Source organism: Microtetraspora malaysiensis, assembly GCF_050947145.1.
Taxonomy (GTDB): Bacteria; Actinomycetota; Actinomycetes; order Streptosporangiales; family Streptosporangiaceae; genus Microtetraspora_A; species Microtetraspora_A malaysiensis.
This window is the reverse complement of the sequence record NZ_CP191998.1, coordinates 1919910-1942107: the sequence shown is the minus strand read 5'-3', so window position 1 is coordinate 1942107 and position 22198 is coordinate 1919910. Positions and strand designations below refer to the sequence as shown.

The following is a 22198-nucleotide window of genomic DNA, read 5'->3' as shown; positions in this document are numbered from 1 at the left end:
CCACAGGAAATCCCCATTGTCAAACGGAACACCGGGCCGTACATGGGCGCACACGCGTAGTGGCCGAAAAGGCACGGCGACGGGATCGCCCTTCAGGTCCGGAAACCCTGCAGAGCCCGCCGCAGCGCGGCGAATTCCGCGGACGGCGTGATGCCGGGGATCCGCGATATCGAGTCGACGATCAACGCGTTCTGCCGCATGCAGGCGGGATCGACCGGCCGGTCGATCCGCCAAGACATCCCACTGGGCTGAAGGTGGGGATCCTGACCGCTGTCCACCAAAGCGATCGGCCCCACATCCAGGTCGGCGCCGTCGATGTGGTGAAGCCGCACGGTGACCACGGCAACCCACGGGGTCATGCCCACCTCCTTCGAATCCGGCCCGATCGTCACCGCGAGACGGTCGTTCTCTCCAGGTTTCACCGCGAATGGAGGAGCCATGACCTTGGTTGTGGAGAACGGTGGCTTCTTCGCGATGGGTATCTCGATCTCGTAGTTCGCCGCCACCTTCAACGGCCCTCCCTCGGGCCAGCAGCCCTCCAAATGTTCAGACTGCATCACCTGCACGCTTATCCGGGTGACGAGGGCCTCACCGCTGCCGCGATTTCGGAGCGATATGTCGACGAGCGGTCCTTGGAGATCGTCGGACTTCCTCGTCCCCGTGTTCACATCGCTTTCCTCTCCGGACAGCGACGTGAAATACGCGGATACGTTCGACAGCTCCAGTAGTCCCCGTCGAGCCGCCTCCTGTTCCGCCACCGCCGCCTGCTTGTCGCCGCTGCGGGCGGCATCACAGGACGCAACAAGCGCGAAGATGCTGATGACCAGGGATAACAGCCCGATCCCGATGCCGACGGCTCCCAGCAGCGTATTGGGCGCCCGCCAGCCTTCCGTCTCCGACACGTCGTCCGCCCTCCTCTTCTCAGAAACGAATCACGGATTCCACGACGGCGGGAATCCTTCAAAATAGTCAGTCCGACAGCGCGACCCCGTCTCTCATACGGAACGCGTCGATCGACTGCCGCATCCCGCCGCCGAGATATACGAGATCTCGCCCGAGCAGGATCTGCGAGTCCTTGTTGACGGGACGGGACCAGATTTCGCCACCGTCGTTCGTGTCAACCGCGATGAGTTTCGCACTCTGCGAAATGGTTACCATGAACGCCATTCCGGAGGGGGCCAGGGCGATCTCGTAAACTCCCTGCGACAATCGCAGAGCCCATTTCTCCGCGCCGCTGCGAGGAGCGAGACCCCATATGGGGTACTTCCCGTCCCGGTCCGGGCCGTTGACATTCACCAGGAGGGCCCCATCGTTCAGGCGGAAGTCCGGTGACAGGTCGGGGCTCGGCAGTGAGCGTGACCACACGGTCTTTCCCGTACCGACGTCAAGCGCGACCAACCTGCCCTCCGCAGTGAGGTAGACCATCCCTTGCGCGCTGAACGCGGCGGATCCCATGCTGGCGAACGCGCGCTTCCACAGGATGTGCCCCGTCGAAGCAGGCACGGCGTAGATCTCTCCTCCCAAGGAAGCCGCGAGAGGGTTCGCCAGACCCTCAGAGTCGTGACCGTCGGGAAACTCATAGGCCCTTACCTGGATCAAATCCTGGTCTGCGGTGAATTCCACCGAACTTGTTTCCGGCAGGGGGAGTTCCCAGAGCACCCGCCCTGTCTCCGGGTAGAGTCCGATCACGCCGGACGGGCCGGATGATCTGGTGGCGATCAGGATGTCGCCCACCGTCGCCATGAACCTTGCCGCGACACCGATGCGCCACCGTACCCCGCCGGTCCGCGCGGACACCCCGTACACCGAGGTCAGGGTCGCCACAACCAGCGTCTCGCCCACCAGCTTGATCTCGACGACATGGTCCCCGGGTAGCGGGCGACGCCAGAGCGGCCTCCCGTCGGCGGCGCACAGCGTGTGCAGTTCGGACGCCTCGCCGCTGGCCGACGACAACCAGACCGCCGCGAACACCCGACCTGCCGAGACAGCCAGATCCGGGTAGGAGGAGACAGGGCCGACGGGCCGGCTCCACAGCAGGCGCCCCGTTTCGGCGTCCCGCAGCCAGACGACACCGTTTTCGTCATCGCCCGTACCGATGAGCCACCCATCGACGAAGATCGGCAAGGGCCCCGCAAACTCTACCGGCCATTCCACCGCCTCCCGGGACGACGGCTTGGACACAGGCCAGGACGGACAGCGATGACGGGCGACGACGTCTCCGCCGCCGTTCAAGCACGAGGAGGCCGACCCGGCGACAAACCACCCAAGAACCGCTCTCCTTGGTATGCCGCTAAAAGCGGGACCGATGCCCGTGCCTGATTTTCTTCTCGAATTCTGCGACACCGGCTCGACCCGTCGACTCTCCCGGCGATAGCGGCGGAATTAAAGAGATCGCACACGCTATCATCCAATTCGGATACGAGTAAAGACAGCTTGTTTATGTGCAAGTCCGATTCCGCCCCACGACTCGCCCGAAACAATGAGAAAGGAACTCCGACCGGAGCGCCCTGCACTACATTCGTAGATCGGTTTCGGCGGTAGCGGCCGAAAAGCGCCCGGCCCTGATGGCGCCGCCGGAAGTCCGACCAGGCCAGGGCATGATCGCCCATCCAGGCAGCAGGCAGGAACGGTCGCGCCGTCCCCGGGCGCGACGTCCACCTCGGCGCCAGATGACCATGGACCTACCTCGTCGCCCCCGCTGCTGGCGTGACCGTCATGCCAGCCAGATCGCATTGTGACGGGGCCGAAACGGGGGAACATCGGACGCGCCCCCGCCTACGTCGCCTCCCGCATTGGCGAGCTTGCGGATCTCGGCAAGCTGGTCACGGAGCCTGCGACGTTCCCTGCGCTCATCAAGGTTCGCCCACTCGCCCACCTCACTGCCACGCCCGAAAACGGCGAGATAGGAATAGCAGTCGTGGCGGAAACGCATCCTCCTGGGGCGCGGACGCCGCCCTTCGGCCGCCGAACGCCGCAGTTCCCCGACCGGGTAGCGCAGATCGACGACCATGACGGAACGCAACAGGACGACCGGGTGACCTCCCTGGCGCCGGACCTCGCCCAGGCGATGGGAGCGGATGTGATGCGCGGTGCGGGACATGAACGACCTCCAGCACCGCCGAGTACCTCTCGGCGGCCCTAAAGAAAGCCGCTCCGCATCGGTCGCATGGGCATGATCGTAACCTCAGCCTTCATTGACGCCCATCGAAACGTCCGCCTCCCGCCGCCACGCCGAGCGCGACGGTCACCTCCAGCCCGCCTTCCGCGAGCGCGCGGGCCTCCAGCGTGCCGTGGTGGGCCTCGACGATGGCGGCGACGATCGACAAGCCCAGCCCCGCTCCCTCGCCGGTGGCCCTCCTGCCGCCTTCCAAACGCTGGAAGGGCTTCAAGAGGGTGCCGACCTGGCTGGGAGGGATCACCGGGCCGCTGTTGGAGACACGCAACGTCGGATACCCGGCCGTCACACCGGTCACCACCGTGATCCAGCCGCCGCGTACGTTGTGCCGTACGGCGTTGTCCAGCAGGTTCCCGACCAGGCGCTCGACCAGATCGCGGTCGCCGGATCCGGGAGCCGGGCGGAGCTCGGACTCGACACGCAGGCCCCGATCTCCGCGTTGCCCGACGGCCTGCTCCGTGATCGCGGCCAGATCGAAGGGCTCCCGGCGATGTACCCCCTGCTGGCCGCGGGCGAGGGTGAGCAGCGCCGCGATGAGCCGTTCCTGCTGCTGTCCTGCGGCCAGCAGCCGTTCCAGTACGGCCCGCAGTGACGCGACGTCGATCTCCGGGTCGGCCAGCGCTACCTCGATCATGGCCTGCTGCAGCGTCAGCGGAGTACGCAACTCGTGGGAGGCGTTCGCGACGAACCGCCGCTGCGCCGTGAACGCGGCCTCCAGCCGATCGAGCAGCCCGTCGAACGTGTCGGCCAGCTCCTTGAGCTCGTCGTCCGGCCCGGACGCGGCCAGCCGCCGGTCGAGCTGATCTGCGGTGATGCGCCGTACCGTCGCCGTCATGTCGCCGAGGGGACGCAGCACGCGCCTGGCCATGAGCCAGCCCAAGAACGTCGACGCGAACGCCATGACCGCCAGCGCGATCACGGAGTTGACCAGCAGCCGTCGCAGCGTCACCACCTGCTGCCCCTCGATCTGGGGCGTCTCGGTCAGCGGGCCGTTACCGCCGGGTGAGACGGGCGCGACCGGCGGTCCCGAGAAGGGCGAATATCTGACGAGAAAGTAGGTGAGGGCGGTCAGCAGAACCGCCGCCGCCAGGAACAGACCGCTGTAGAGCAGGGTCAGGCGCAGCCGTACCGTCCACCTCATATCCGGTACCCGGCCCGCGCGACCGTCTCGATCAGCGGGGGATCGCCGAGCTTGCGACGCAACCGGCTGATCGTCACCTTCACGGTCTGGCTGAACGGATCGGCGAACTCGTCCCATCCCCGCTCCAGGAGCTGCTCGGCGGAGACCACCGCGCCCTGTGCGGACAGCAGCAGCTCCAGCACGGCGAACTCCTTGGGACTCAGCGACAGCCGGCGCCCGTCCCGGGTGGCGATCCGCGTCGCCGGATCCAGGCGCAGGCCGCCGTGTACGAGCACCGGCGGCAGGACCTGGCGCGACCGCCGGGCCAGCGCGCGGATCCGGGCGACCAGCTCGGCGAAGGCGAACGGCTTGGCGAGGTAGTCGTCCGCCCCGACACCGAGCCCGGTCACCTTGTCGTCGATCGACCCCGCCGCCGTGAGCATCAGCACACGCGCCGGATAGCCGGTCCTGACCAGCGTCCCGCACACCTCGTCGCCGTGCAGGCCGGGCAGATCCCGGTCGAGGACGACGACGTCGTAGTCGTTGACCGACGTACGGTCCAGCGCCGCGCGGCCGTCCAGCGCCACGTCGACGGCCATGCCCTCCCGGCGCAGCCCCGCCGCCACCGTCAGGGCGAGCTCCTCGTGGTCTTCGACCATCAACACCCGCATGATCCCTCAGGATGGCCCGCCATCGGTTACAGCGGGGTAACCGCCGGCGTTCCCGCCCGGTAACCGCCCATCGGCTTCCCTGGTGACAGCGACAGAAGCCGACGGAAACGGAGAAACAACCATGACCGGCTCGAAGATCAGGAACGCGATCCTCGCCATCGTCGTCCTCGGCGTGGGCGTCGGCGCGCTCAGCTCCGCCGCGCCGTCCGCCGCGTCCGGCGACGGCGGCAAGGCGTTCACCTCCTGTATGCGCGCGCACGGCCTGCCCGATTTCCCCGACGTCGCGGTCTCGGCGGACGGCCTGATCAACCTCGACATCAAGGGCGAGCGCGTCGACGCCCTGTCCGCCAAGTACGGGGCCGCGGTGAGTGCCTGCGAGCCGCTGCTGCCCTCCGGCGCCGTGCTGCCGAGCAGGCCCCACGCCCCCTCCGCCCCTCCGCTCACCCCGTCCGCTACTTGAAAGACATCCCAGGAGCTTGAATGTCAAGCCGTAGCACTCTGGACGTGATGCGACCAAGCGGTTGCTTCGTCGTAGAGCGTGCCGGTTTTCAGGCAGCCGTGCAAGATGCCGACGAGCCGGTTGGCGAGCTGGCGCAGGGCGGTGTTGTAACCGACTCCACGGGCGCGTTGCTTGTCGTAGTAAGCGCGGGCACCGGGCGAGGCACGCAGCGCCACCGAGGCCTGGGCCATCAGGGCATCGATGAGCCGGTCGTTGTGTACGAACCACTCTTCTTCTTGCCCGAGGCCCGGGTGATAGGACTGGTGCCCGCGTAGTTCTTTCGGGCTTTGGCGCTGGCATAGCGGTCACGGTCGTCGCCGAACTCTGCGAGCACCCGGGCGCCGAGGATCGGTCCCAGCCCGGGCTGGGAGACGATGATCTCAGCGGCCGGGTGCCGGCCAAAACACTCCTCCACCTGCCCCTGCAGGGTCTTGACCTGCTGGCCGATGACGACCAGGACCGCGACCAATGCTCGTACCGACATCGCATAGGCCGTGGCGACCACCTCGGGCTGGCCCAGATGCTCGGTACGCAGCGCCGCCTGGATCTCGCCGGCTCGTGCGGCAAGGTCGCCGCGGCGGCGGGCGCGCTTGAGGGCCGCACTGATCTGGCCGACTGTCAGTTTCGCGGCCGAGGCAGGGTCAGGGGCCTTGGCCAGCAGATCGAGGGCCTCTGCGGCGTCCAGATCCTCAAATGCGGTCAGGGCAGCGGGGAAGTACTCGCGCAGCGCATGCCGCAGCCGCTGCCCGGCTCGGGTCCGTTCCCAGATCAGCGTCTTGTGGGTGCGGGCGACGACCTTGATCGCCTCCGCTTGCGCGCTGTCGCCGGCGATCGGGCGCAGCTGGTGGGAGTCGGTGCGGACCATGTCGGCCAGCATGTGCGCGTCGGCCGCGTCGCTCTTGGCGCCCGAGGTGCCCAGCCGCTCGCGGTAGCGGGCGGCCTGCAACGGGTTGACCGCGAACACCGTGTAACCGGCCGCGACCAGCGCCAGCACCCACGGACCCCGATCGGTCTCGATCCCGACCAGTACCTCCACATCCTCATCCGCGGCCTCACCGATCTGCTCGGCGATCATCGCGTGCAGCCGGGCCATCCCCGCCACGCCCTCGGGCAGGCGGGCCTTGGCCAACCGGCGGCCCGAGGCATCCATCACCTCCACATCGTGATGCGCCTCGGCCCAGTCATCCCCAACGAACAGTCGCAACAGCTCTCCCCACCCAGAACACGATCACAAGCAGCAGCCGGCGGGAGAACCATCAGCGACCTAATCAAGCAGTGCTCACACCGACACCGTCAGTGGGCAACGACATCCCAGCAGCGATCAACTCTCCCGGCCAACCAGCGGGGGCACTGTCTTTCAGCAGGACTCCAAGTCCAGGGACCAGAAGTGCTCACCCGCCGGATGGCTACCAACCACCGAGTCTGCCGCAAGGCGACTCGCTAACACTGATTAGGGACCCGGGAGCAGTCGGTACGGGCGGGATCCGACCTCTCAAGGCCGGTAATCGAACCCGATGGCAGAGAACCGATAACGAAAGCCCAGGCCGGGATGCCGGCCCGGGCTTTCGACAGGTGCGCCGTCAGGGACTCAGACCCTGCCTCCAATTAAGAGTCAGCGGTTCATCCGGCTTTCAGCGGAGCTGTGGACTTGCCCCCGAGAGTCTCCACGGCGCACCGTTGACCCTCCGATGTACTTCATACTATATATTGCATATGGATTTGGAGCACTCAGTCACGTCAGCACGGGATGTGGCCTACGCGTACCTCCGCACTGGGCTGGTGGAGGGTCGTATGCGCCCCGGGGAGATCCTCGACGACGCCACGATCGCCCAGGAGATCTCGGTAAGCAGGACCCCTGTGCGAGAGGCGCTGATCCAGTTGGAGCGCGAAGGCATGGTGACCGCCGCGCCGCGTCGCAGGCCCAGGGTTGCCGAGGCCCGGCCCGACGATTTGGCGCAGATCGTCGCCCCGCTCGGTGCGCTTCAGGCGCTGGCCGCCCAGCTCGCCGCGCCGTACGCGACGGACGATGACGTGGAGGCCATGCGCGGGCATAACAGCGAACTCCTGCAGGCGGTCCAGGCCGACGACATCATGAGGGCCCGCCTGGCGGACATGGCTTTCCACCGCGTGTTGGTGAACAGGGCGGGCAACAGGTTCCTCACCTCCGGCATCGACTCACTGGAAATGCACACCAGTCGCGTCGTGTCGCTCTACTTCCGCAACCGCGGACCCGATGGGCAGTCCGCGCGCGAGCACGCCGAGATCATCCAGGCCGTCCTCGACCATGACGCGGGCGCGGCGGCCAAGGCCACGCGCAGCAACTACCTGCGGGGGCTCAGCCTGGCCGGCGAGGAGGACGCATGACGGCCCGCTCCGTGGCCAGGGTCATCGAGGATCTGCGAGCGGATCTCCGCACCCACCCCGACGCCGTCAACCTCTCCTCCGACACCCAGACCAGGCCCACCAGCGGCATGCGCCAGGCCATCGCACAGGCGGTCGTCGGGGACGAACAGACCCGCTCCGATCCGACGACCCTGGCCCTGGAGGAACGGGTCGCCGACCTACTCGGCCATGAGGCGGCCGTCTTCCTGCCCTCGGGCACCATGTGCAACGAAATCGCGGTGCGGCTACACGTGGGTCACGCGGGCGACGAGCTCCTCGCCGAGGCGACGTCCCACCTCATCAACGCCGAGGCCGGCGGCCCCGCGGTGTTGTCCGGCGCGGTACTCACTCCCATCCAGGGCGAACGCGGTGTCTTCACCGGCGAACAACTGGCCGGCATGATCCGGCCGCCAGGCAACCGGTACACACCGGTCACCCGGCTGGTGTGCGTCGAGCAGACCGCCAACGCGGGTGGCGGGCGAGTCTGGCCCCTGGACGTCATGCAGCGAGTCGTCGAGGTCGCCAAGGAGAACGGGATCCGCACCCACCTGGACGGCGCGCGCCTGTTGAACGCCTCGATCGCCTGCGGGGTCGAGCCGCGCCTGTACGCGAGCCTCTTCGACACCGCCTGGATCGACTTCTCCAAAGGCCTGGGCGCGCCGGTGGGCGCGGTGCTGGCGGGCAGCACGAGCCTCATCGAACAGGCCTGGCGCTACAAGCAGATGTGGGGCGGCGCCCTGCGCCAGTCGGGCCTGCTCGCCGCGGCAGCCCTCTACGCGCTGGACCACCACGTCGAGCGACTGGCCGCGGACCACGCCAACGCCAGGATGCTGGCGGAGGGGTTGGCCGGCATCGATGGGATCGACATCGACCCCTCACACGTGGAAACCAACATCGTCTACTTCGAGGTCGATGACGCCCCTGGCTTCGAGGCGGGGCTCACCGCTCGTGGCGTGCTCGTCGGCGCCAAGGGACGCCGCCGCGTCAGGGCCGTCACCCACCTCGACATCACGGCGGACGACGTCGCCACCGCGATAGCGGCGGCCAAGGCGGTCATGGAGGAACGACGATGACGCACACGGACCCGAGGCCGGACTCGGTGGCCAACCTGCCCCGCCTGGCCGCGCTCTTCGCGGAGGCGGGAGTGGACGCGCTGGTGGCCTCCAGCGTGGAAAACGTCATCTACCTCACCGGCTACGAGCACTGGCCGCTGCACGTCTTCCGCGAGCACAACGTCTTCGCCGTGATTCGGGCCGATGGGCGCCGAGCCCTGATCGCCCCCCGCAATGCGGGCGAGTACCTCGCTATGTGCCCACCCGACGACTGCGACCTGTACACCTACGGCGACTTCTTCGTCGCGTCCGCGCCCTTCGAGGAACTCTCGGCGCTGGATCGTGCGCTGGTGGCCATCAGACAGGAGCCCGCGCACGAGGACACGGCGGGCCGGGCGCTCCACCGGGCCCTGCGCGATCTGGGCATCGACGGCCGACGGGTGAGCGTCGACGGTCAGGCGATGGACGCGAGCACGCGGGCGCGGCTGGCCGAGAGCCTGCCTGCAGTCGCCGACGTGGACGGCACCCAGTTGATGCGCGCCGTACGGCGGGTCAAAACCGAGGCCGAGGTCGAGCGACTGCGCACGGTGGCGACCGCCACCGAGGGCGCGATGCGCTTCATGCTGGACAGCGCGACGGTCGGCGACTCCGAGTTCGACCTGGTCCGCCGCTTCGAGCACGCCGCGATCGATCGTGGCATCCAGCCGGGGCACTGTGAGACCAACATCGGCGAGCGCGCCGGCGGCTGCTATCCACCCGACCGCGATGTCCGGGTCAGGACTGGGGTGGCGATCCGATCCGACTGCGGCGGGCGCTACCGCGGCTACTGGGCCGACACCGGACGCAACAGGTTCGTCGGCGACGTACCCGGCGACCTGGTCAAGGCGCTGAACGCGACACGAGCCGGCATGGAGACCCTGGTCGAACTGGTCAAGCCGGGCGCAGTCGTCTCCGAAGTGGCGGCGGCGGGCATCGAGGCGGTCCGCCGGGCGGGGCTGCCCGAGTACCGGCGCCACCACGTCGGGCACGGGATCGGCCTGGAGATGTACGAGCACCCGATCCTCACCCCCCGGCCGAACGGCGAGCGACGCACTCTGGTTGAGGGTGAGGTCATCAACCTCGAAGTTCCCTTCTATGCGGTGGGAATCGGCGGACTCCAGCTTGAGGACACCGTCGTCGTCACCGCGGGCGGCGCCAGGTTCCTCACGTCCGGTCCCCGAACGTGGGCGCCGTGAGCACGCTGCCGGGCCGCGTCCTGGTCACCGGAGCCGCAGGCGCCATCGGCACGTCGCTGCGCGGCACCCTCCTTCGCAAGATCCCTCATGTGCGCCTCTCCGACCTCCGGTCCGTCGGCCGGACGGCAGCGCACGAGGAATTCGTCCAGGCCGACCTCACCGATCTCGACCAGGTCAGGGCCGCCGTGCACGGCATGGACGCTGTCATTCACCTCGGCGGCATCGCCGACGAGACGGACTTCGCCGTCCTCAAGGGGCCGAACCTTGACGGCGTCTACAACATGTTCGAGGCCTGCCGGCTCGAGGAAGTGCCGCGGGTCGTCAACACCAGCTCCAACCGCATCACGGGGTTCCACCTCGCGAACCGGACGCTCGACGGTCTGGAGGCCGTGCGGCCGGACGGTCTGTACGGCGCGGCCAAGGCCTTTGGGGAAGCCCTCGCGAGCCTGTACGCCGATCGTTTCGGCCTCGACGTCGTCTCAGTGCGGGTCGGCTCCTTTGAGGAGCAGCCGTCAGACCCGCGTCATCTGCACACCTGGTTGAGCCCTTCCGACGCGGCCAGGCTCTACGAGGCGTGTCTGGCGGCTCCGGCCGGCATCGGCCACGTCACGATCTACGGGGTTTCACGCAACACGCGCTCGTGGTGGTCGCAGAGCGCGGCTGCCCGGGCCCTCGGATACCGGCCGGAGGACGACGCGGAGCAGTTCGCGGACCGATTCCAGCCGTACACCGAGCCTTATCAGGGGGGTCAGTACACGCACTACGAATACGGCGGTTGGGCCGCCAGGCCAGGCGCCGACCGTATTCCTTGATCGAAGTGGAGCGCGTCATGCTCACCAACCCCACCCAGCCGACCGCTACCAGTAGGACACGCGTGGTCGCCGCTGGGGCGGTCGGCACCACGCTCGAGTGGTACGACTTCTCCGTCTACGCGGCGCTGGCCACATGGATCGCCGCCGGCTTCTTCCCCGCCGACAACCCTGGCGTCTCGCTGCTGAGCGCCCTGGCCGTGTTCGGTGTCGGCTTCCTGTTCCGCCCCCTGGGGGCCGTCGTCTTCGGTCACATCGGCGACCGGTACGGGCGTAAGGAGGCGCTCGGGCTGACCATTATCGTGATGGGCCTGTCCACCGCCCTGCTGGCGATCGCGCCCACCTATGCGGCCGCCGGCGTTCTCGGCCCCGTGGTTCTGCTCGTGGCCCGTTGCGGGCAGGGCTTCTCCAGCGGCGGGGAGTTCGCGGGCGGTGCGTCCTTCCTCATCGAGCACGCGCCCGAGGGCCGCAGGGGCTTGTACGGAGCGATCCATTACATGGCGCTCATCGGCGGCAACCTGATCGGCGCGGGCATCGTCGCGGCACTCAGCTTCTCCCTCAGCGAGGAGCAGATGCAGACCTGGGGCTGGCGGGTGCCGTTCGTCATCGGAACGGTCGCGGCCTTCGCGGGCGTCTACATTCGCCGCCGCCTGGGTGACACCCCGGTCATGGAAGGGGCCAGGAAGCAGGACGACATCGCCCGTTCCCCCTTCGCCGAGGCGCTGCGGACCGATGGGCGCGCCGTTCTGCGGGGGATCGGCCTGGTCGTCGGGTTCACCGTCATGAGCTACACCTACGTCAACATGCAGTCCTTCATCGTCACCGTCTCCGACCTGTCGCAGGGCGCGGCGGTAGCGCTCTACAGCCTCTCGCTGGTCGTCCAGCTCTGCTTGATCGGTCTGTTCGGCCGCCTGTCCGACCGCATCGGCCGCAAGCCCGTGCTCATCGCGGGTGCCACGCTGATGGTGGCCACCACGTACCCGAGCTTCCTGCTCATCTCCTCGGGCTCCACCATCGTGATCCTCGCCGGACTGACGCTCATGGCGGTGTCCATCGCTGTCTACGCCGGCCCCTTCACCACCGTCATCACCGAACTGATGTCCAGGCGCACCCGATTCACGGCCCTTGCGGTGAGTTACGGCTTCGCGGTGGCTGTCTTCGGCGGTACGGCGGGCTTCGTGGTGGCCTGGCTTCGCCAGGAGCTGGACTCGGTTTTCGCCCCCGCCCTGTTCGGCACGGTGGCGGCCGTCATCACCCTCGCCACCACGCTGACCACCCGAGAGACGCGTCTGGTCAGGCTCGAAGACTAGGAAAGGCCCGAGATGTCGAACGACGCGACGGTCATGACGATCGGCGGCCCCTTGCCCGCCAGTGACCTGGGCATCACCCTCATGCACGAGCACCTGTTCATCAACCAAATGCGGGAGCAGCGCCGGACGGGGCTCGTCAACGACCTGAACATGATCCGCCACGAGGTCGGCAGGTTCGTGACGGCGGGCGGCGGCACCATCGTCGAGCTGACGGTGGCGGAGCTGGCCGACGGCGCCGCCCCCGACCCGGCGGGCGCTCACACGCGCGAGCAGGCCGGCACCGGATGCTCGTCCGGCAGCACCCGCCCCATCGCGAACGTGACGGCGCTGGCCGAAGTCGCGGCCAGAACCGGAGTCCACCTCGTGCTGGGCACCGGCCACTACCGCGACCCCTACCTGGACAAGGAGTGGTTCGACCGGCACTGCGCCGATCGGATCGCCGATGAACTCGTACGCGACATCAGCGAGGGCATCCCGGAAACCGGCGGGGTCCGCGCCGGCATCATCGGCGAGATCGGCGCCGACAAGTGGTACCTGTCGGCGGCCGAGGAACGCTCCTTCCGCGCCGCCGCCAGGGCGCACCGCCGTACCGGAGTGCCGATCACCACCCACGCGGCGCGGTGGCCGGTGGGCCTGACCCAGCTCGATCTGCTGTGTGGGGAAGAGGAGGTGCCGCCCGACCGCGTGATCATCGGCCACGTCGACACGGTGAAGGCGCCCCTGGAGTACGCACTCGAGCTGGCTCGAAGAGGAGCCTGGGTGCAGTTCGACAACCTGCGCTCCCGCCGCCCCGAAGATCTCGACCACCTGGCCTCCCGCGTCCTCGGCTTCGCCAGAGCAGGACGGCTGGACCAGCTGCTGCTCTCGCACGACCTGTGCACCACCGCCGACTGGCCGGACGAGGGCGGAGTCGGGCTCACCCACCTGCTGACCACGGTCAAGCGGCATCTGACCGCCGCGGGCCTTGACGAGAAGGAGTTTGACCAACTTCTGATCGACAACCCGCGCCGCGCCCTGAGCGGCACGTGATGGACGCTGCCACGGCCGTGGTCGCGGCGCTACGGCAAGCGGGCGTCCCGGTCGAGACCGGCACCCGGCGGCTTGCGGAGTACTCCTACGACGCGTCCAACTACCGCGTGCGCCCCGTCGCCGTCGCCTTCCCCCGCAACGGCGAGGACGTCGCCCTGATCTTGCGGCACTGCCATGCCGCGAAGCTGCCCGTGATCGGCCGCGGCGGCGGCACGTCCATGGCGGGCAACGCGATCGGCGCGGGGCTGGTCATCGACTTCTCCCGGCACCTGACCAGGGTGCTGGAGATCAATGAGCAGGAGGCGACAGCCCGCGTCGAGGCCGGTGTCGTGCTCAGCGACCTGGCACAGCACGTGGAGGCCGCCACCGGCGGGCGTCTCACCTTCGCACCCGACCCCTCCTCCAAGACGAGGGCCACCATCGGCGGCGCCGTCGGCAACGACGCCTGCGGCAACCGCTCCGTACGACACGGCAGGACCTCCGACCACGTGATCTCCCTGGACGTGGTCACCGCCGACGGGGTACGGCTGAGCGCGCAGCGGCACGGGCTGACCGCGACCGACCCGCAGGACCCGTTGGCCGTACGCCGGGCGGCCGAACTGTCCACCCGGCTCGGCGAGCTGGCACACCGCCACCTGGCCGCCCTGCGCACGGAACTGAGCAGGATCCCGCGTCAGGTCTCCGGCTTCCACCTGGCGCACCTGCTGCCGGAGAACGGCTTCGACGTGGCGCGATCCCTTGTCGGCAGCGAGGGAGCGTGCGCGCTCGTGGTCGCTGCCACGGTCAGGCTGGTTCCGGTCCCGCGGGCCGTACGACTACTGTGCCTCGGCTACGCGGACGTGGTCGAGGCCGCCAGGGACGTCGAGACGATCCTGCGATACCGGCCCGTCGCCGTCGAGGGGATGGACGAGGCCATCGTGGACACGATGCGGCTGCGCCGCGGGCACGACTCCGTCCGCGGCCTGCCCGAAGGCAGATCCTGGCTCTACGTGGAGCTGGACGGCGAGGACGACGACACCGTCACCTCGCTCGCGCACGACCTGCTGGAGGAGCTGAGGACGGCCGGACGGCTAACCGGCGGGCACATCGTGGACGCCGCCGACCGCGCGTCGCTGTGGCGGGTACGCGAGGACGGCGCCGGGCTGTCCGCGCGGCTGTCTTCAGGTGACGAGTCGTGGCCCGGCTGGGAGGACTCCGCCGTCGCACCGGAGCGGCTCGCCGACTACCTGGCCGACTTCCGGGACCTGCTGTTCGCGCATGGGCTGCGTGGCGTCTTGTACGGGCACTTCGGCGCCGGCTGCGTGCACGTCCGCATCACCTTCGACCCGCGCTCCGAAGCCGGCCGGCTGGCGATGCGCGGCTTCCTGCGCGCGGCGGCCGAACTCGTGGTGTCCCACGGCGGATCCCTGTCCGGCGAGCACGGCGACGGGCGCGCCCGTTCGGAGCTGCTCCCGCTCATGTACTCCACCGAGATGATTGCGGCCTTCGAGGAGTTTAAGAGCATCTGGGACCCTACCCAGCTGTTGAATCCGGGCACGATCGTGCACGCCGGCAGCCTCACCGACGACCTGGCCCTGGCCGACGTGCCCGTACGGCACTGGCCGACATCGTTCGACCTCACTCCTGCGCCGGCCGGCGATCCGTTCGTGCGCGCCGTGCAGGGATGCGTGGGAATCGCCCGCTGCCGCAGCACGTCCCAGGGCTTCATGTGCCCCAGTTACCGTGCGACCCGCGACGAGAAGGACTCCACCCGCGGCCGGGCTCGGGTCCTGCAGGACATGCTCCGCGGCGCCGTGGGGTGGCGTTCCGAGGAGGCGCGCGAGGCGCTGGACCTCTGCCTGTCCTGCAAGGCGTGCTCCAGCGACTGCCCAGCGGGTGTGGACATGGCGACCTACAAGTCGGAGTTCCTCGATCACTACTACCGCGGCAGGCCGCGGCCCGTGGCGCACTACTCGCTGGGGTGGCTCCCGCAGTGGCTGCGACTCATCGGGCGTGTCGCTCCCGCGGTGAACGCGCTCCTGGCCACGCCCCTCGGCCCGGTCATCGCCAGGCTCGGCGGCGTCGCTCCCCGGCGAGTGCTGCCCCGGTTCGTCGCCGAGCCGCACCTTCGCCGCCACGTCCCCGGTGACCACGACCCCGGCCGGCACGGCGATGTCGTGCTGGTCGTGGACACCTTCACACGGGGTTTCCGGCCCCAGGTGGCGAGCGCGGCCCAGCGGGTCCTACGGTCCGCGGTGGACTCCGTCGAGTGCCGGAGCGACGTGTGCTGTGGCCTGACCTGGATCTCCACCGGACAGCTGCGCGCCGCGAGGAAACGGCTGACGAAGGCGGCCGGGCTCCTCGACGACGGCACCGACCGGCCGATCGTCGTGCTCGAACCAAGCTGTGCGGCGGCCTTCAGGAAGGACCTGCCCGAGCTCGTCAGCACGGACGCCGCACGCAGAGTCGCCGCCCGCGTCCGCAGCTTCTCCGCCATGGTGGCCGAGCTCGCCGAGAACGGCTGGCAGCCCCGCAGGCCAGATGACCGGGCGCCGGCCGGCGTGACGGTGCAGCAGCACTGCCACGAGTACGCGATCTTCGGGGCGGCCCAGCATCGGCGCGCCCTCCAGGCCGTCGGCGTGACCACCATCCAGGAGTCCGGCGGATGTTGCGGCGTGGCGGGCAACTTCGGCTTCGAAGCCCGCCACTTTGAGATGAGCATGCGGGTCGCTGAGCAGTCGCTGGCCCCCGCCCTGCGCGCCACGCCCGGCCTGCCGGTGCTCGCCGACGGGTTCAGCTGCCACATGCAGGTGCGACAGCTCGACCCCGATAGGCAGACCATGCACTTGGCCGAGCTCATCGACCCCATGAACGAAAGGCAGCAGCCATGATCACGCACGGCCTGTTCATCGACGGCTCGTGGGGCCCCTCGGCGTCCCGGCGGACCTTCGGAGTGGAGAACCCGGCGACCGGTCAGACCATCGCCCAGGTCGCCGACGGCGACGAGGCGGACGCTCTCCGAGCGATCGAGGTCGCCGGTGCGAGGCAGCGCGACTGGGCACGGACCGCGCCGCGCGAGCGCGGCGAGATCCTCCGCCGCGCCTACGAGATCATCGTCGACCGCGCAACCGAACTGGCCGCCCTCATTACCGCCGAGATGGGCAAGCCGCTGGCCGAGGCGTACAGCGAGGTGATGTACGGCGCCGAGTTCTTCCGCTGGTTCGCCGAGGAGGCGGTCAGAATCAGCGGTGACCACATGCTCAGCGGAGACGGCCGCACCCGCATCCTGGTGACCAAGGGGCCCGTCGGGCCCTGCGTGCTCGTGACGCCGTGGAACTTTCCGCTCGCCATGGGCGCACGCAAGATCGGCCCGGCCGTCGCCGCCGGCTGCACCATGGTGTTCAAGCCGGCCGAGCAGACGCCGCTGACTTCGCTGGCCCTGGTGGGCATCCTCGCCGAGGCAGGGCTGCCTGCGGGAGTGCTGAACCTCGTGACGACGACCGACCCCGGCAGCGTGGTCGGCCCGTGGATGCGCAGCGGCATCGCACGGAAGATCAGCTTCACCGGGTCGACCGAGGTCGGCAAGGTGCTGCTGACCCAAGCCGCGGAGAACGTGATGCGCTCCTCCATGGAGTTGGGCGGCAACGCGCCTTTCCTCGTCTGCGCGGACGCCGACCTCGACCGCGCCGTCGAGGGCGCGATCGTCGCGAAAATGCGCAACATGGGCGAGGCATGCACGGCCGCGAACCGGCTTCTCGTCCACCGGTCGGTGGCCGAGAGGTTCAGCGCCGAGCTTGGCAGGCGCATGTCCGCTCTCAAGGTCGCCGACGGCGCGACGCCGGGGGCCGAGGTCGGCCCGCTTATCGACCAGGCCGGGCTGGGAAAGGTCGAGCGACTGGTGGACGACGCGGTCCGCCGAGGTGCGTCAGTCGTCGTCGGTGGGTCGCGGCTGGACGGCCCCGGATACTTCTACGCGCCCACAGTGCTGGCCGATGTGCCGAGTGACGCCGCGCTGATGTCCACGGAGATCTTCGGCCCGGTGGCGCCGGTCATTCCTTTCGACGACGAGGAGGAGGCCGTACGCCTGGCCAACGACACTGAGTGGGGGCTGGTTGGATACGTGTTCACCAGGGACATCGACCGGGCTTTTCGCCTCGGCGACGCTCTGGAAGTCGGCATGGTGGGGATGAACACCGGCCTGGTCTCCAATCCGGCGGCACCGTTCGGCGGCGTCAAGCAATCCGGTTTGGGCAGGGAAGGCGGACGGGTGGGAATTGAGGAATACCTGGAGTGCAAGTACCTCGCCATTCCGTGTTCCTGATGGCACTCAGTGCGGCTACTTTGTGGTCGAGTTGCGCGCGGCATCCGCGTCGCGAAGGTCCTGGTCCTCCCGCATCATGATCAGGCATGATGGTGGGGAACCGATCACGAAAGCCCAGGCCGGGATGCCGGCCTGGGCTTCTCGCTGGTACTCCGACAGGAGCTCGAACCCGTCCTCCGATTAGGGAGTCAGCGGTTCATCCGGCTGTCAGCGGAGCTGTGGGGGAACGAAGGTCGACCACTCCGCTCCCCCACCACGCGCCTACTTCAGCCTGATGGTCGTGAGGTGGCTGCTGCCGTCATCGAGCTTCAGTTCAAACTGGCGGCAGGATCCACCCCAACCGCGGTCGGTCTTCCACACGTAGTTGTACTGGCCGTCGTCGTAGCCGAGCTTGGAGTTCCCGGGGCCGCTGGTCGGCTCGGCCGGACCGGTCGCCTTCCCGGTGTCGCAGGTCACCGGCCGGGAGACCGGGTAGCCGGACGCGATCACGTCGGTGCCACGGTCACCGCCGAGGCCGAACTTGATCGGTACGGCGCTGCCGGCCTTGCCGTCCATCGTCTCGGGGAAGTAAGCGTGCCAGGGGTAGACGACCTGGTAGGTCGCCTTCCGGTCGGCGACGTTGCCCGCGTTGTCGGCGGCCTTCACGGTGAACTCGTGGAAGCCGGCGGCGGAGGTGTCGAGCGGACTGCCGTCGGGCACGGTGCCGGTGCACGTGGCCACCCCGGACAGGTTGTCCTCGCACCGGTACGACGCGGTCGCCGCCGTCCCGAGCGTGAAGACCGCGCCATCGGCGGGCGTGGTGAGGGAGATCGTCGGCTTGGTGAAGTCGACGGTCATCTTCACGGCTCGGTCACCGGCGATCGACACGCCGCGCTCGGTCGCCGTCCGGCCCTCGACGGTGGTGGTGAAGTCGCAGGTGGCATGCGGGAGCACCGCCTGCAGCCGGCCGTCGGCCCCGGTCGTGCCCAGGTCGCGCGGGCCGCTGCCGCAGTCGGCCCGCACCGGCGCGCCCGCCACCGGCTGGTCGGCGTCCGAGGTCGCGGACACCGTCACCGCGTTCAGCGCGTTGTGCGCCACGGCACCGCCCACGACATCAAGGGTGATCTGCAGCCGCTCGGGGCTGATGTTGTCCATCGTGTCCGTGGGCTTGTGGTACTCCGGCTCCGTGACGTACGTCCCGCCGGTCGGACCGCAGACAGCCGGCGGGGCCGGCGGCCGGTAGTCGAGCCAGATGAACAGCGACGACGGGATGCCCACGTCGTAGAACGCCTGGTGGTCGCTCTGCCCGAGCCTGCAGTTGCGCAGTCCGTCGAACCCGGCGCGCGCGGCCGCGTCGTACGCCTCCTGGACCACGAAGTTCGACTTGCCGTTCGGGGTCAGCGCCCACAGCCGGGCCGGCTCGTACGGCGTGCCGACCATGTCCATCTGCCACTCGCCGACGAACCGGGCCTTCTCCGCCGCGGTCAGCGTGTTGACGTACGCCCGCGCGCCGAGCAGGCCGCCCTCCTCACCGCCGAAACCGCCGATCCGCAGCTCCTTGTCCAGCGGATACTGGCTGAGCACCCGGGCGACCTCCAGGGAGACGCCGTTGCCCGAGGCGTCGTCGTGAGCACCGGGCGCGCCCAGCACCGAGTCGATGTGCGCACCGACCATGACGATCGGCGCGGTGGTGCCGGTCGGGTCCCCGACCGCGTGCCGGATGCCGATCACGTTGGTGCCCATCGGGTTCGCGTACTGGTTCGTCGCGATCCGCAGCGTCAACGGGCCCTTGTCCAGGAGACCCCTGATCCAGGTGTGGTGCGCGCTTCCGCCACCGATCACCGGGATCCCGGGCTGGGACGTGGTGAGAGTGAACGACGGCGGCGCGGAGTTGCCGGTCGGGTAGGCCAGGATGACCGCGCTCGCCCCCCGGTCCGCCGCGTTGGCCACCGCGGTGTTCCGGATCGAGGCGGTGCTGTTGTAGTCCATCAGCACGATCTTGCCCGCGGCGTCGGCGGGGAAGTCCGCCGCGGACTGGCCGGTCCCGGCGTAGACGACGCGCCCTTCCACACCGGCGTCGCCGGTGAACTTGCCGCTGGCGGAGGCGTACATCTGCCAGTTCGGTCCACCGGGCAGGTCGGCGTTCGAAGACGTGACCTTCGCTACTTGCTTGGTCGAGACCGGACCCCACTGCTGGTAGGTCACCTCGAAGCCATAGGACTTGAGGAGGCCGCCGATGTACTCCGCGCCCTCCCTCTCCTGCGGGGTGCCGTTCAGCCGGGGGCCGATGTCCACGGCCAGGTGCCGGATGTGATTGACGGAGTTGGCCGAGTCGAACTGGTCGACGATCTCGCGGTCATAGCCCGTCAGCGACGCACTCTTCGCAGCGGGTGCGTCGGCCGACACGTCCGCGCTGGAAGCGCCGGACGCGCCCTGAGCCTGAACGCCACCGACGGCGGCGGACACGGTCCCGAAGGCCAGTGCCGCAGCCAGGCCGCCGGCGATGGTAAGTCGTCTGAGGAGTGGGGGGTGATTGAGCGAACTCCTCACGGAGAACCTCCTGGTACTGGCGGACACAGAAGTCCGCGTGGCGTCCCCGCCGGTCGGGGTACGAAGGCGGGGACAGGTTCGCGATTAGTATCAGGCAGGCAAAGAAAGGGTCAAGAGGTCCTATAGCGCCCGACAAGTCCAGACCCGGCCCGATCCGCCAGACGCTCAGCCCCCGTCTGGCCGTTGCATCCCGCCGCGCTCAGATGAGGCTTGAGGCCGAAACGCTCACGGCGTAGATCCGGCAGAGGAACCCGCTGTCTTCTGGTCGAACTCGTCACGCAGGATGGAGAAGAGGAGCTGGTCGTGCCAGCGCCCTCCCCGCCATTGGGCGCGCCGGACGATGCCCTCCAGCCGGAATCCGACCTTCTCCAGGCAGCGGACCTCCGCCCTGTTCTCCGGATCGGTGGTCGCCTGGACGCGTTCCACCCTGGTGTGCGCGAACAGTTGACGCGCTCCCCGGGTTGAAGGCCGGGGATTCAGTCCGTGCCGCGCGATCACGCGGCACCTCTGTGGCTTCCTGCTTCTTCGGGCTGTGCCACCCGGTGGGGTGGTCTTACCTGCCCTCCACACGCGTTTAACCTGTCCGCCCGTCCGGCGGCCAGGATGTTCCTCGCCGCGTTCACGTCCCGGTCATGGGCCGCCCCACACGGGCAGGTCCACGACCGGACGTTCAACGGCATCGTGGCGGCGACGGTCCCGCACTCTGAGCACAGCTTCGAGGAGGGGAACCACCGGTCGATCCGGTGGAAGACCCGCCCGTACAGGCGAGCCTTGTACTCCAGCATGGTCACGAACTGCGACCAGCCCGCGTCGTGCACGCTCTTGGCCAACCGGGTACGCGCCAGCCCCGCCACGGCCAGGTCCTCCACGTAGATCGCTTGGTTGTCGCGGATCAGTCGTGTGGAGAGCTGGTGGTGGAACTCGCGGCGCGCATCAGCGACCTTCGCATGCTGGCGGGCAACCGCCTGCCGGGCCTTGGCCCGGTTGTTCGATCCTTTCTCCTTGCGGGACAGCTCCCGCTGAAGCTTGGCGAGCTTCTTCTCCGCTCGGCGCAGGAAGCGCGGGGAGTCGATCTTCCGCCCGTCCGACAGGATGGCGAAGGCGGACAGCCCCAGGTCGATCCCTGCCTCCGGTTCGACCGGCGGCAGGGGCTGCTCGGCGACCTCGATCACGAACGAGGCGAAGTACCGCCCCGCGCTGTCTTTGACCACCGTCACGCTGGAGGGTTCGGCGGGCAGGGGGCGCGACCACCGGACATCGACGTCGCCGATCTTCGGCAGGCGGAGTTTCCCTCCCGCGGTGATGGAGAACCGGGCGTTCTTGGTGAAGCGGATCGCCTGCCGGTTGTCTTTGCGGGACCGGAAGCGGGGCGGGGCTATCCTCGGCCCCTTCCGCTTCCCGCTGATTGAGGTGAAAAAGTTCCGGTAGGCGGTGTTCAGGTCGGCGAGCGCCTGCTGCAGCACCACGGCTGAGACCTCGCCCAGCCAGGCGCGCTGCGGGGTCGTCTTCGCCTGCGTGATGACCTGCTTGGACAGGTCGCCGTCGGTGATGTACGGCAGCCCTTGCTCCCGGGCTTCCTGTCGTGCGCGCAGTCCGTCGTTGAACACCACCCGTGCGCACCCGAACACCCGGGCCAGCGCCACGCGCTGACCTGGCGTGGGGTAGAGGCGGACGTTGTACCGGAGCTGCACGCCGTGATCGTACCGTTGGGTTATGGCCGAGTATGGAGATATCAGAAAAGGCAGGCACTGCGTTTTCGCTCTGCATGCCCATTTGGTTTTCATGGCGAAGTTCCGGCATCCGGTGTTCACCAGAGCGCACGCGGAACGCATGGAGAAGATCATGCGGGACGTGTGCGCCGACTTCGAGACGGAGTTGGCCGAGCTCAAACGGCGAGGCCACCCATGTGCACCAGTGGTTCGGATTCACCCTGACGATGGCGTTGCGGGACGCTCTGCGCACCTGCGGGCTTTTGGCGGGAGCGGACAGCATCCTCTCCGTCACGGTGAACGGCGAACTCGCTGGACGGGCGGAGTGGCTGGAGCGGCGCTGGGGGCGCCGTGACACGTCACTGTGCTGGGAGATCA

The 22198-nt window shown here is 68.7% G+C and carries 18 protein-coding genes and 1 pseudogene; 10 read left to right on the top strand and 9 right to left on the bottom strand.

Going from position 1 to position 22198, the window contains the following annotated elements; all coding sequences use genetic code 11:
* Positions 1–92: 92 nt before the first annotated feature.
* The 5 genes from ACQP1V_RS09475 to ACQP1V_RS09455 form a co-directional block, all read right to left on the bottom strand.
* A complete protein-coding gene (locus ACQP1V_RS09475; RefSeq protein WP_433421019.1) occupies positions 93–902 on the bottom strand; it encodes a hypothetical protein in 810 nt (269 codons plus the stop codon).
* 67 nt (positions 903–969) lie between these two features.
* Positions 970–2181: a PQQ-binding-like beta-propeller repeat protein gene (locus ACQP1V_RS09470; protein WP_433421017.1), complete on the bottom strand. Its 1212-nt coding sequence runs from the start codon at positions 2179–2181 to the stop codon at positions 970–972.
* A 532-nt stretch (positions 2182–2713) separates the two neighbouring features.
* Positions 2714–3100 carry a hypothetical protein gene (locus ACQP1V_RS09465; protein ID WP_433421014.1) on the bottom strand — a complete coding sequence of 129 codons (387 nt, stop codon included), beginning with the start codon at positions 3098–3100 and terminating at the stop codon, positions 2714–2716.
* A gap of 91 nt (positions 3101–3191) precedes the next feature.
* The gene (locus tag ACQP1V_RS09460) at positions 3192–4316 is read right to left on the bottom strand and encodes an ATP-binding protein (RefSeq protein WP_433421011.1); all 1125 of its coding nucleotides are present in this window, start codon (positions 4314–4316) and stop codon (positions 3192–3194) included.
* Positions 4313–4966 carry a response regulator transcription factor gene (locus ACQP1V_RS09455; RefSeq protein WP_433421008.1) on the bottom strand — a complete coding sequence of 218 codons (654 nt, stop codon included), beginning with the start codon at positions 4964–4966 and terminating at the stop codon, positions 4313–4315. Before ACQP1V_RS09455 ends, ACQP1V_RS09460 begins: the two co-directional genes overlap by 4 nt.
* A gap of 121 nt (positions 4967–5087) precedes the next feature.
* On the opposite strand from ACQP1V_RS09455, the gene ACQP1V_RS09450 reads away from it, so the two are divergent.
* Positions 5088–5426: a hypothetical protein gene (locus tag ACQP1V_RS09450; RefSeq protein WP_433421005.1), complete on the top strand. Its 339-nt coding sequence runs from the start codon at positions 5088–5090 to the stop codon at positions 5424–5426.
* A 23-nt stretch (positions 5427–5449) separates the two neighbouring features.
* Here the strand turns inward: ACQP1V_RS09450 and ACQP1V_RS09445 are convergent.
* Positions 5450–6615 (bottom strand): annotated as a pseudogene (locus ACQP1V_RS09445) (IS110 family transposase).
* Between the two features lie 563 nt (positions 6616–7178).
* Here ACQP1V_RS09445 and ACQP1V_RS09440 point away from each other — a divergent pair.
* Genes ACQP1V_RS09440 through ACQP1V_RS09405 form a run of 8 tightly spaced genes read left to right on the top strand, consistent with a single transcriptional unit; the run spans position 7179 to position 17582 of the window.
* On the top strand, positions 7179–7829 hold the full coding sequence (locus ACQP1V_RS09440) for a GntR family transcriptional regulator (RefSeq protein WP_433421002.1): 651 nt from the start codon (positions 7179–7181) through the stop codon (positions 7827–7829).
* Positions 7826–8920, top strand: coding sequence for a threonine aldolase family protein (locus ACQP1V_RS09435; RefSeq protein WP_433420999.1), 1095 nt, complete (start codon positions 7826–7828; stop codon positions 8918–8920). Before ACQP1V_RS09440 ends, ACQP1V_RS09435 begins: the two co-directional genes overlap by 4 nt.
* On the top strand, positions 8917–10134 hold the full coding sequence (locus ACQP1V_RS09430) for a M24 family metallopeptidase (RefSeq protein WP_433420996.1): 1218 nt from the start codon (positions 8917–8919) through the stop codon (positions 10132–10134). The genes ACQP1V_RS09435 and ACQP1V_RS09430 overlap by 4 nt, the downstream gene beginning before the upstream one ends.
* The gene (locus ACQP1V_RS09425) at positions 10131–10946 is read left to right on the top strand and encodes an NAD-dependent epimerase/dehydratase family protein (RefSeq protein WP_433420993.1); all 816 of its coding nucleotides are present in this window, start codon (positions 10131–10133) and stop codon (positions 10944–10946) included. Before ACQP1V_RS09430 ends, ACQP1V_RS09425 begins: the two co-directional genes overlap by 4 nt.
* A gap of 17 nt (positions 10947–10963) precedes the next feature.
* Positions 10964–12253, top strand: coding sequence for an MFS transporter (locus ACQP1V_RS09420; RefSeq protein ID WP_433420990.1), 1290 nt, complete (start codon positions 10964–10966; stop codon positions 12251–12253).
* Between the two features lie 12 nt (positions 12254–12265).
* Positions 12266–13282 (top strand): phosphotriesterase family protein, encoded by a 1017-nt coding sequence (locus ACQP1V_RS09415; RefSeq protein WP_433420987.1) that lies wholly within the window; start codon positions 12266–12268, stop codon positions 13280–13282.
* Positions 13282–16152 carry an FAD-binding and (Fe-S)-binding domain-containing protein gene (locus tag ACQP1V_RS09410; protein ID WP_433420984.1) on the top strand — a complete coding sequence of 957 codons (2871 nt, stop codon included), beginning with the start codon at positions 13282–13284 and terminating at the stop codon, positions 16150–16152. The genes ACQP1V_RS09415 and ACQP1V_RS09410 overlap by 1 nt, the downstream gene beginning before the upstream one ends.
* Complete coding sequence (locus ACQP1V_RS09405) at positions 16149–17582, top strand: NAD-dependent succinate-semialdehyde dehydrogenase (RefSeq protein WP_433420981.1); 1434 nt, start codon at positions 16149–16151, stop codon at positions 17580–17582. The genes ACQP1V_RS09410 and ACQP1V_RS09405 overlap by 4 nt, the downstream gene beginning before the upstream one ends.
* A 261-nt stretch (positions 17583–17843) precedes the next feature.
* Here ACQP1V_RS09405 and ACQP1V_RS09400 read toward each other — a convergent pair whose 3' ends face one another.
* From ACQP1V_RS09400 to ACQP1V_RS09390, 3 genes are all read right to left on the bottom strand, one after another.
* Positions 17844–20027 carry a PxKF domain-containing protein gene (locus tag ACQP1V_RS09400; protein ID WP_433420978.1) on the bottom strand — a complete coding sequence of 728 codons (2184 nt, stop codon included), beginning with the start codon at positions 20025–20027 and terminating at the stop codon, positions 17844–17846.
* Between the two features lie 309 nt (positions 20028–20336).
* A complete protein-coding gene (locus ACQP1V_RS09395) occupies positions 20337–20537 on the bottom strand; it encodes a GNAT family N-acetyltransferase (protein ID WP_433420976.1) in 201 nt (66 codons plus the stop codon).
* A 68-nt stretch (positions 20538–20605) separates the two neighbouring features.
* Positions 20606–21802, bottom strand: coding sequence for an RNA-guided endonuclease InsQ/TnpB family protein (locus ACQP1V_RS09390; protein WP_433420973.1), 1197 nt, complete (start codon positions 21800–21802; stop codon positions 20606–20608).
* Positions 21803–21824: 22 nt separating this feature from the next.
* On the opposite strand from ACQP1V_RS09390, the gene ACQP1V_RS09385 reads away from it, so the two are divergent.
* Complete coding sequence (locus tag ACQP1V_RS09385) at positions 21825–22175, top strand: transposase (RefSeq protein WP_433420971.1); 351 nt, start codon at positions 21825–21827, stop codon at positions 22173–22175.
* The last annotated feature ends 23 nt before the right edge of the window (positions 22176–22198 follow it).

Coding starts and splice junctions, on each gene's coding strand:
- ACQP1V_RS09465 (WP_433421014.1), bottom strand. CDS start 3,100: ATGTCCCGCACCGCGCATCACATCCGCTCCCATCGCCTGGGCGAGGTC.
- ACQP1V_RS09460 (WP_433421011.1), bottom strand. CDS start 4,316: ATGAGGTGGACGGTACGGCTGCGCCTGACCCTGCTCTACAGCGGTCTG.
- ACQP1V_RS09455 (WP_433421008.1), bottom strand. CDS start 4,966: ATGCGGGTGTTGATGGTCGAAGACCACGAGGAGCTCGCCCTGACGGTG.
- ACQP1V_RS09450 (WP_433421005.1), top strand. CDS start 5,088: ATGACCGGCTCGAAGATCAGGAACGCGATCCTCGCCATCGTCGTCCTC.
- ACQP1V_RS09440 (WP_433421002.1), top strand. CDS start 7,179: ATGGATTTGGAGCACTCAGTCACGTCAGCACGGGATGTGGCCTACGCG.
- ACQP1V_RS09435 (WP_433420999.1), top strand. CDS start 7,826: ATGACGGCCCGCTCCGTGGCCAGGGTCATCGAGGATCTGCGAGCGGAT.
- ACQP1V_RS09430 (WP_433420996.1), top strand. CDS start 8,917: ATGACGCACACGGACCCGAGGCCGGACTCGGTGGCCAACCTGCCCCGC.
- ACQP1V_RS09420 (WP_433420990.1), top strand. CDS start 10,964: ATGCTCACCAACCCCACCCAGCCGACCGCTACCAGTAGGACACGCGTG.
- ACQP1V_RS09415 (WP_433420987.1), top strand. CDS start 12,266: ATGTCGAACGACGCGACGGTCATGACGATCGGCGGCCCCTTGCCCGCC.
- ACQP1V_RS09410 (WP_433420984.1), top strand. CDS start 13,282: ATGGACGCTGCCACGGCCGTGGTCGCGGCGCTACGGCAAGCGGGCGTC.
- ACQP1V_RS09405 (WP_433420981.1), top strand. CDS start 16,149: ATGATCACGCACGGCCTGTTCATCGACGGCTCGTGGGGCCCCTCGGCG.
- ACQP1V_RS09385 (WP_433420971.1), top strand. CDS start 21,825: ATGGCCGAGTATGGAGATATCAGAAAAGGCAGGCACTGCGTTTTCGCT.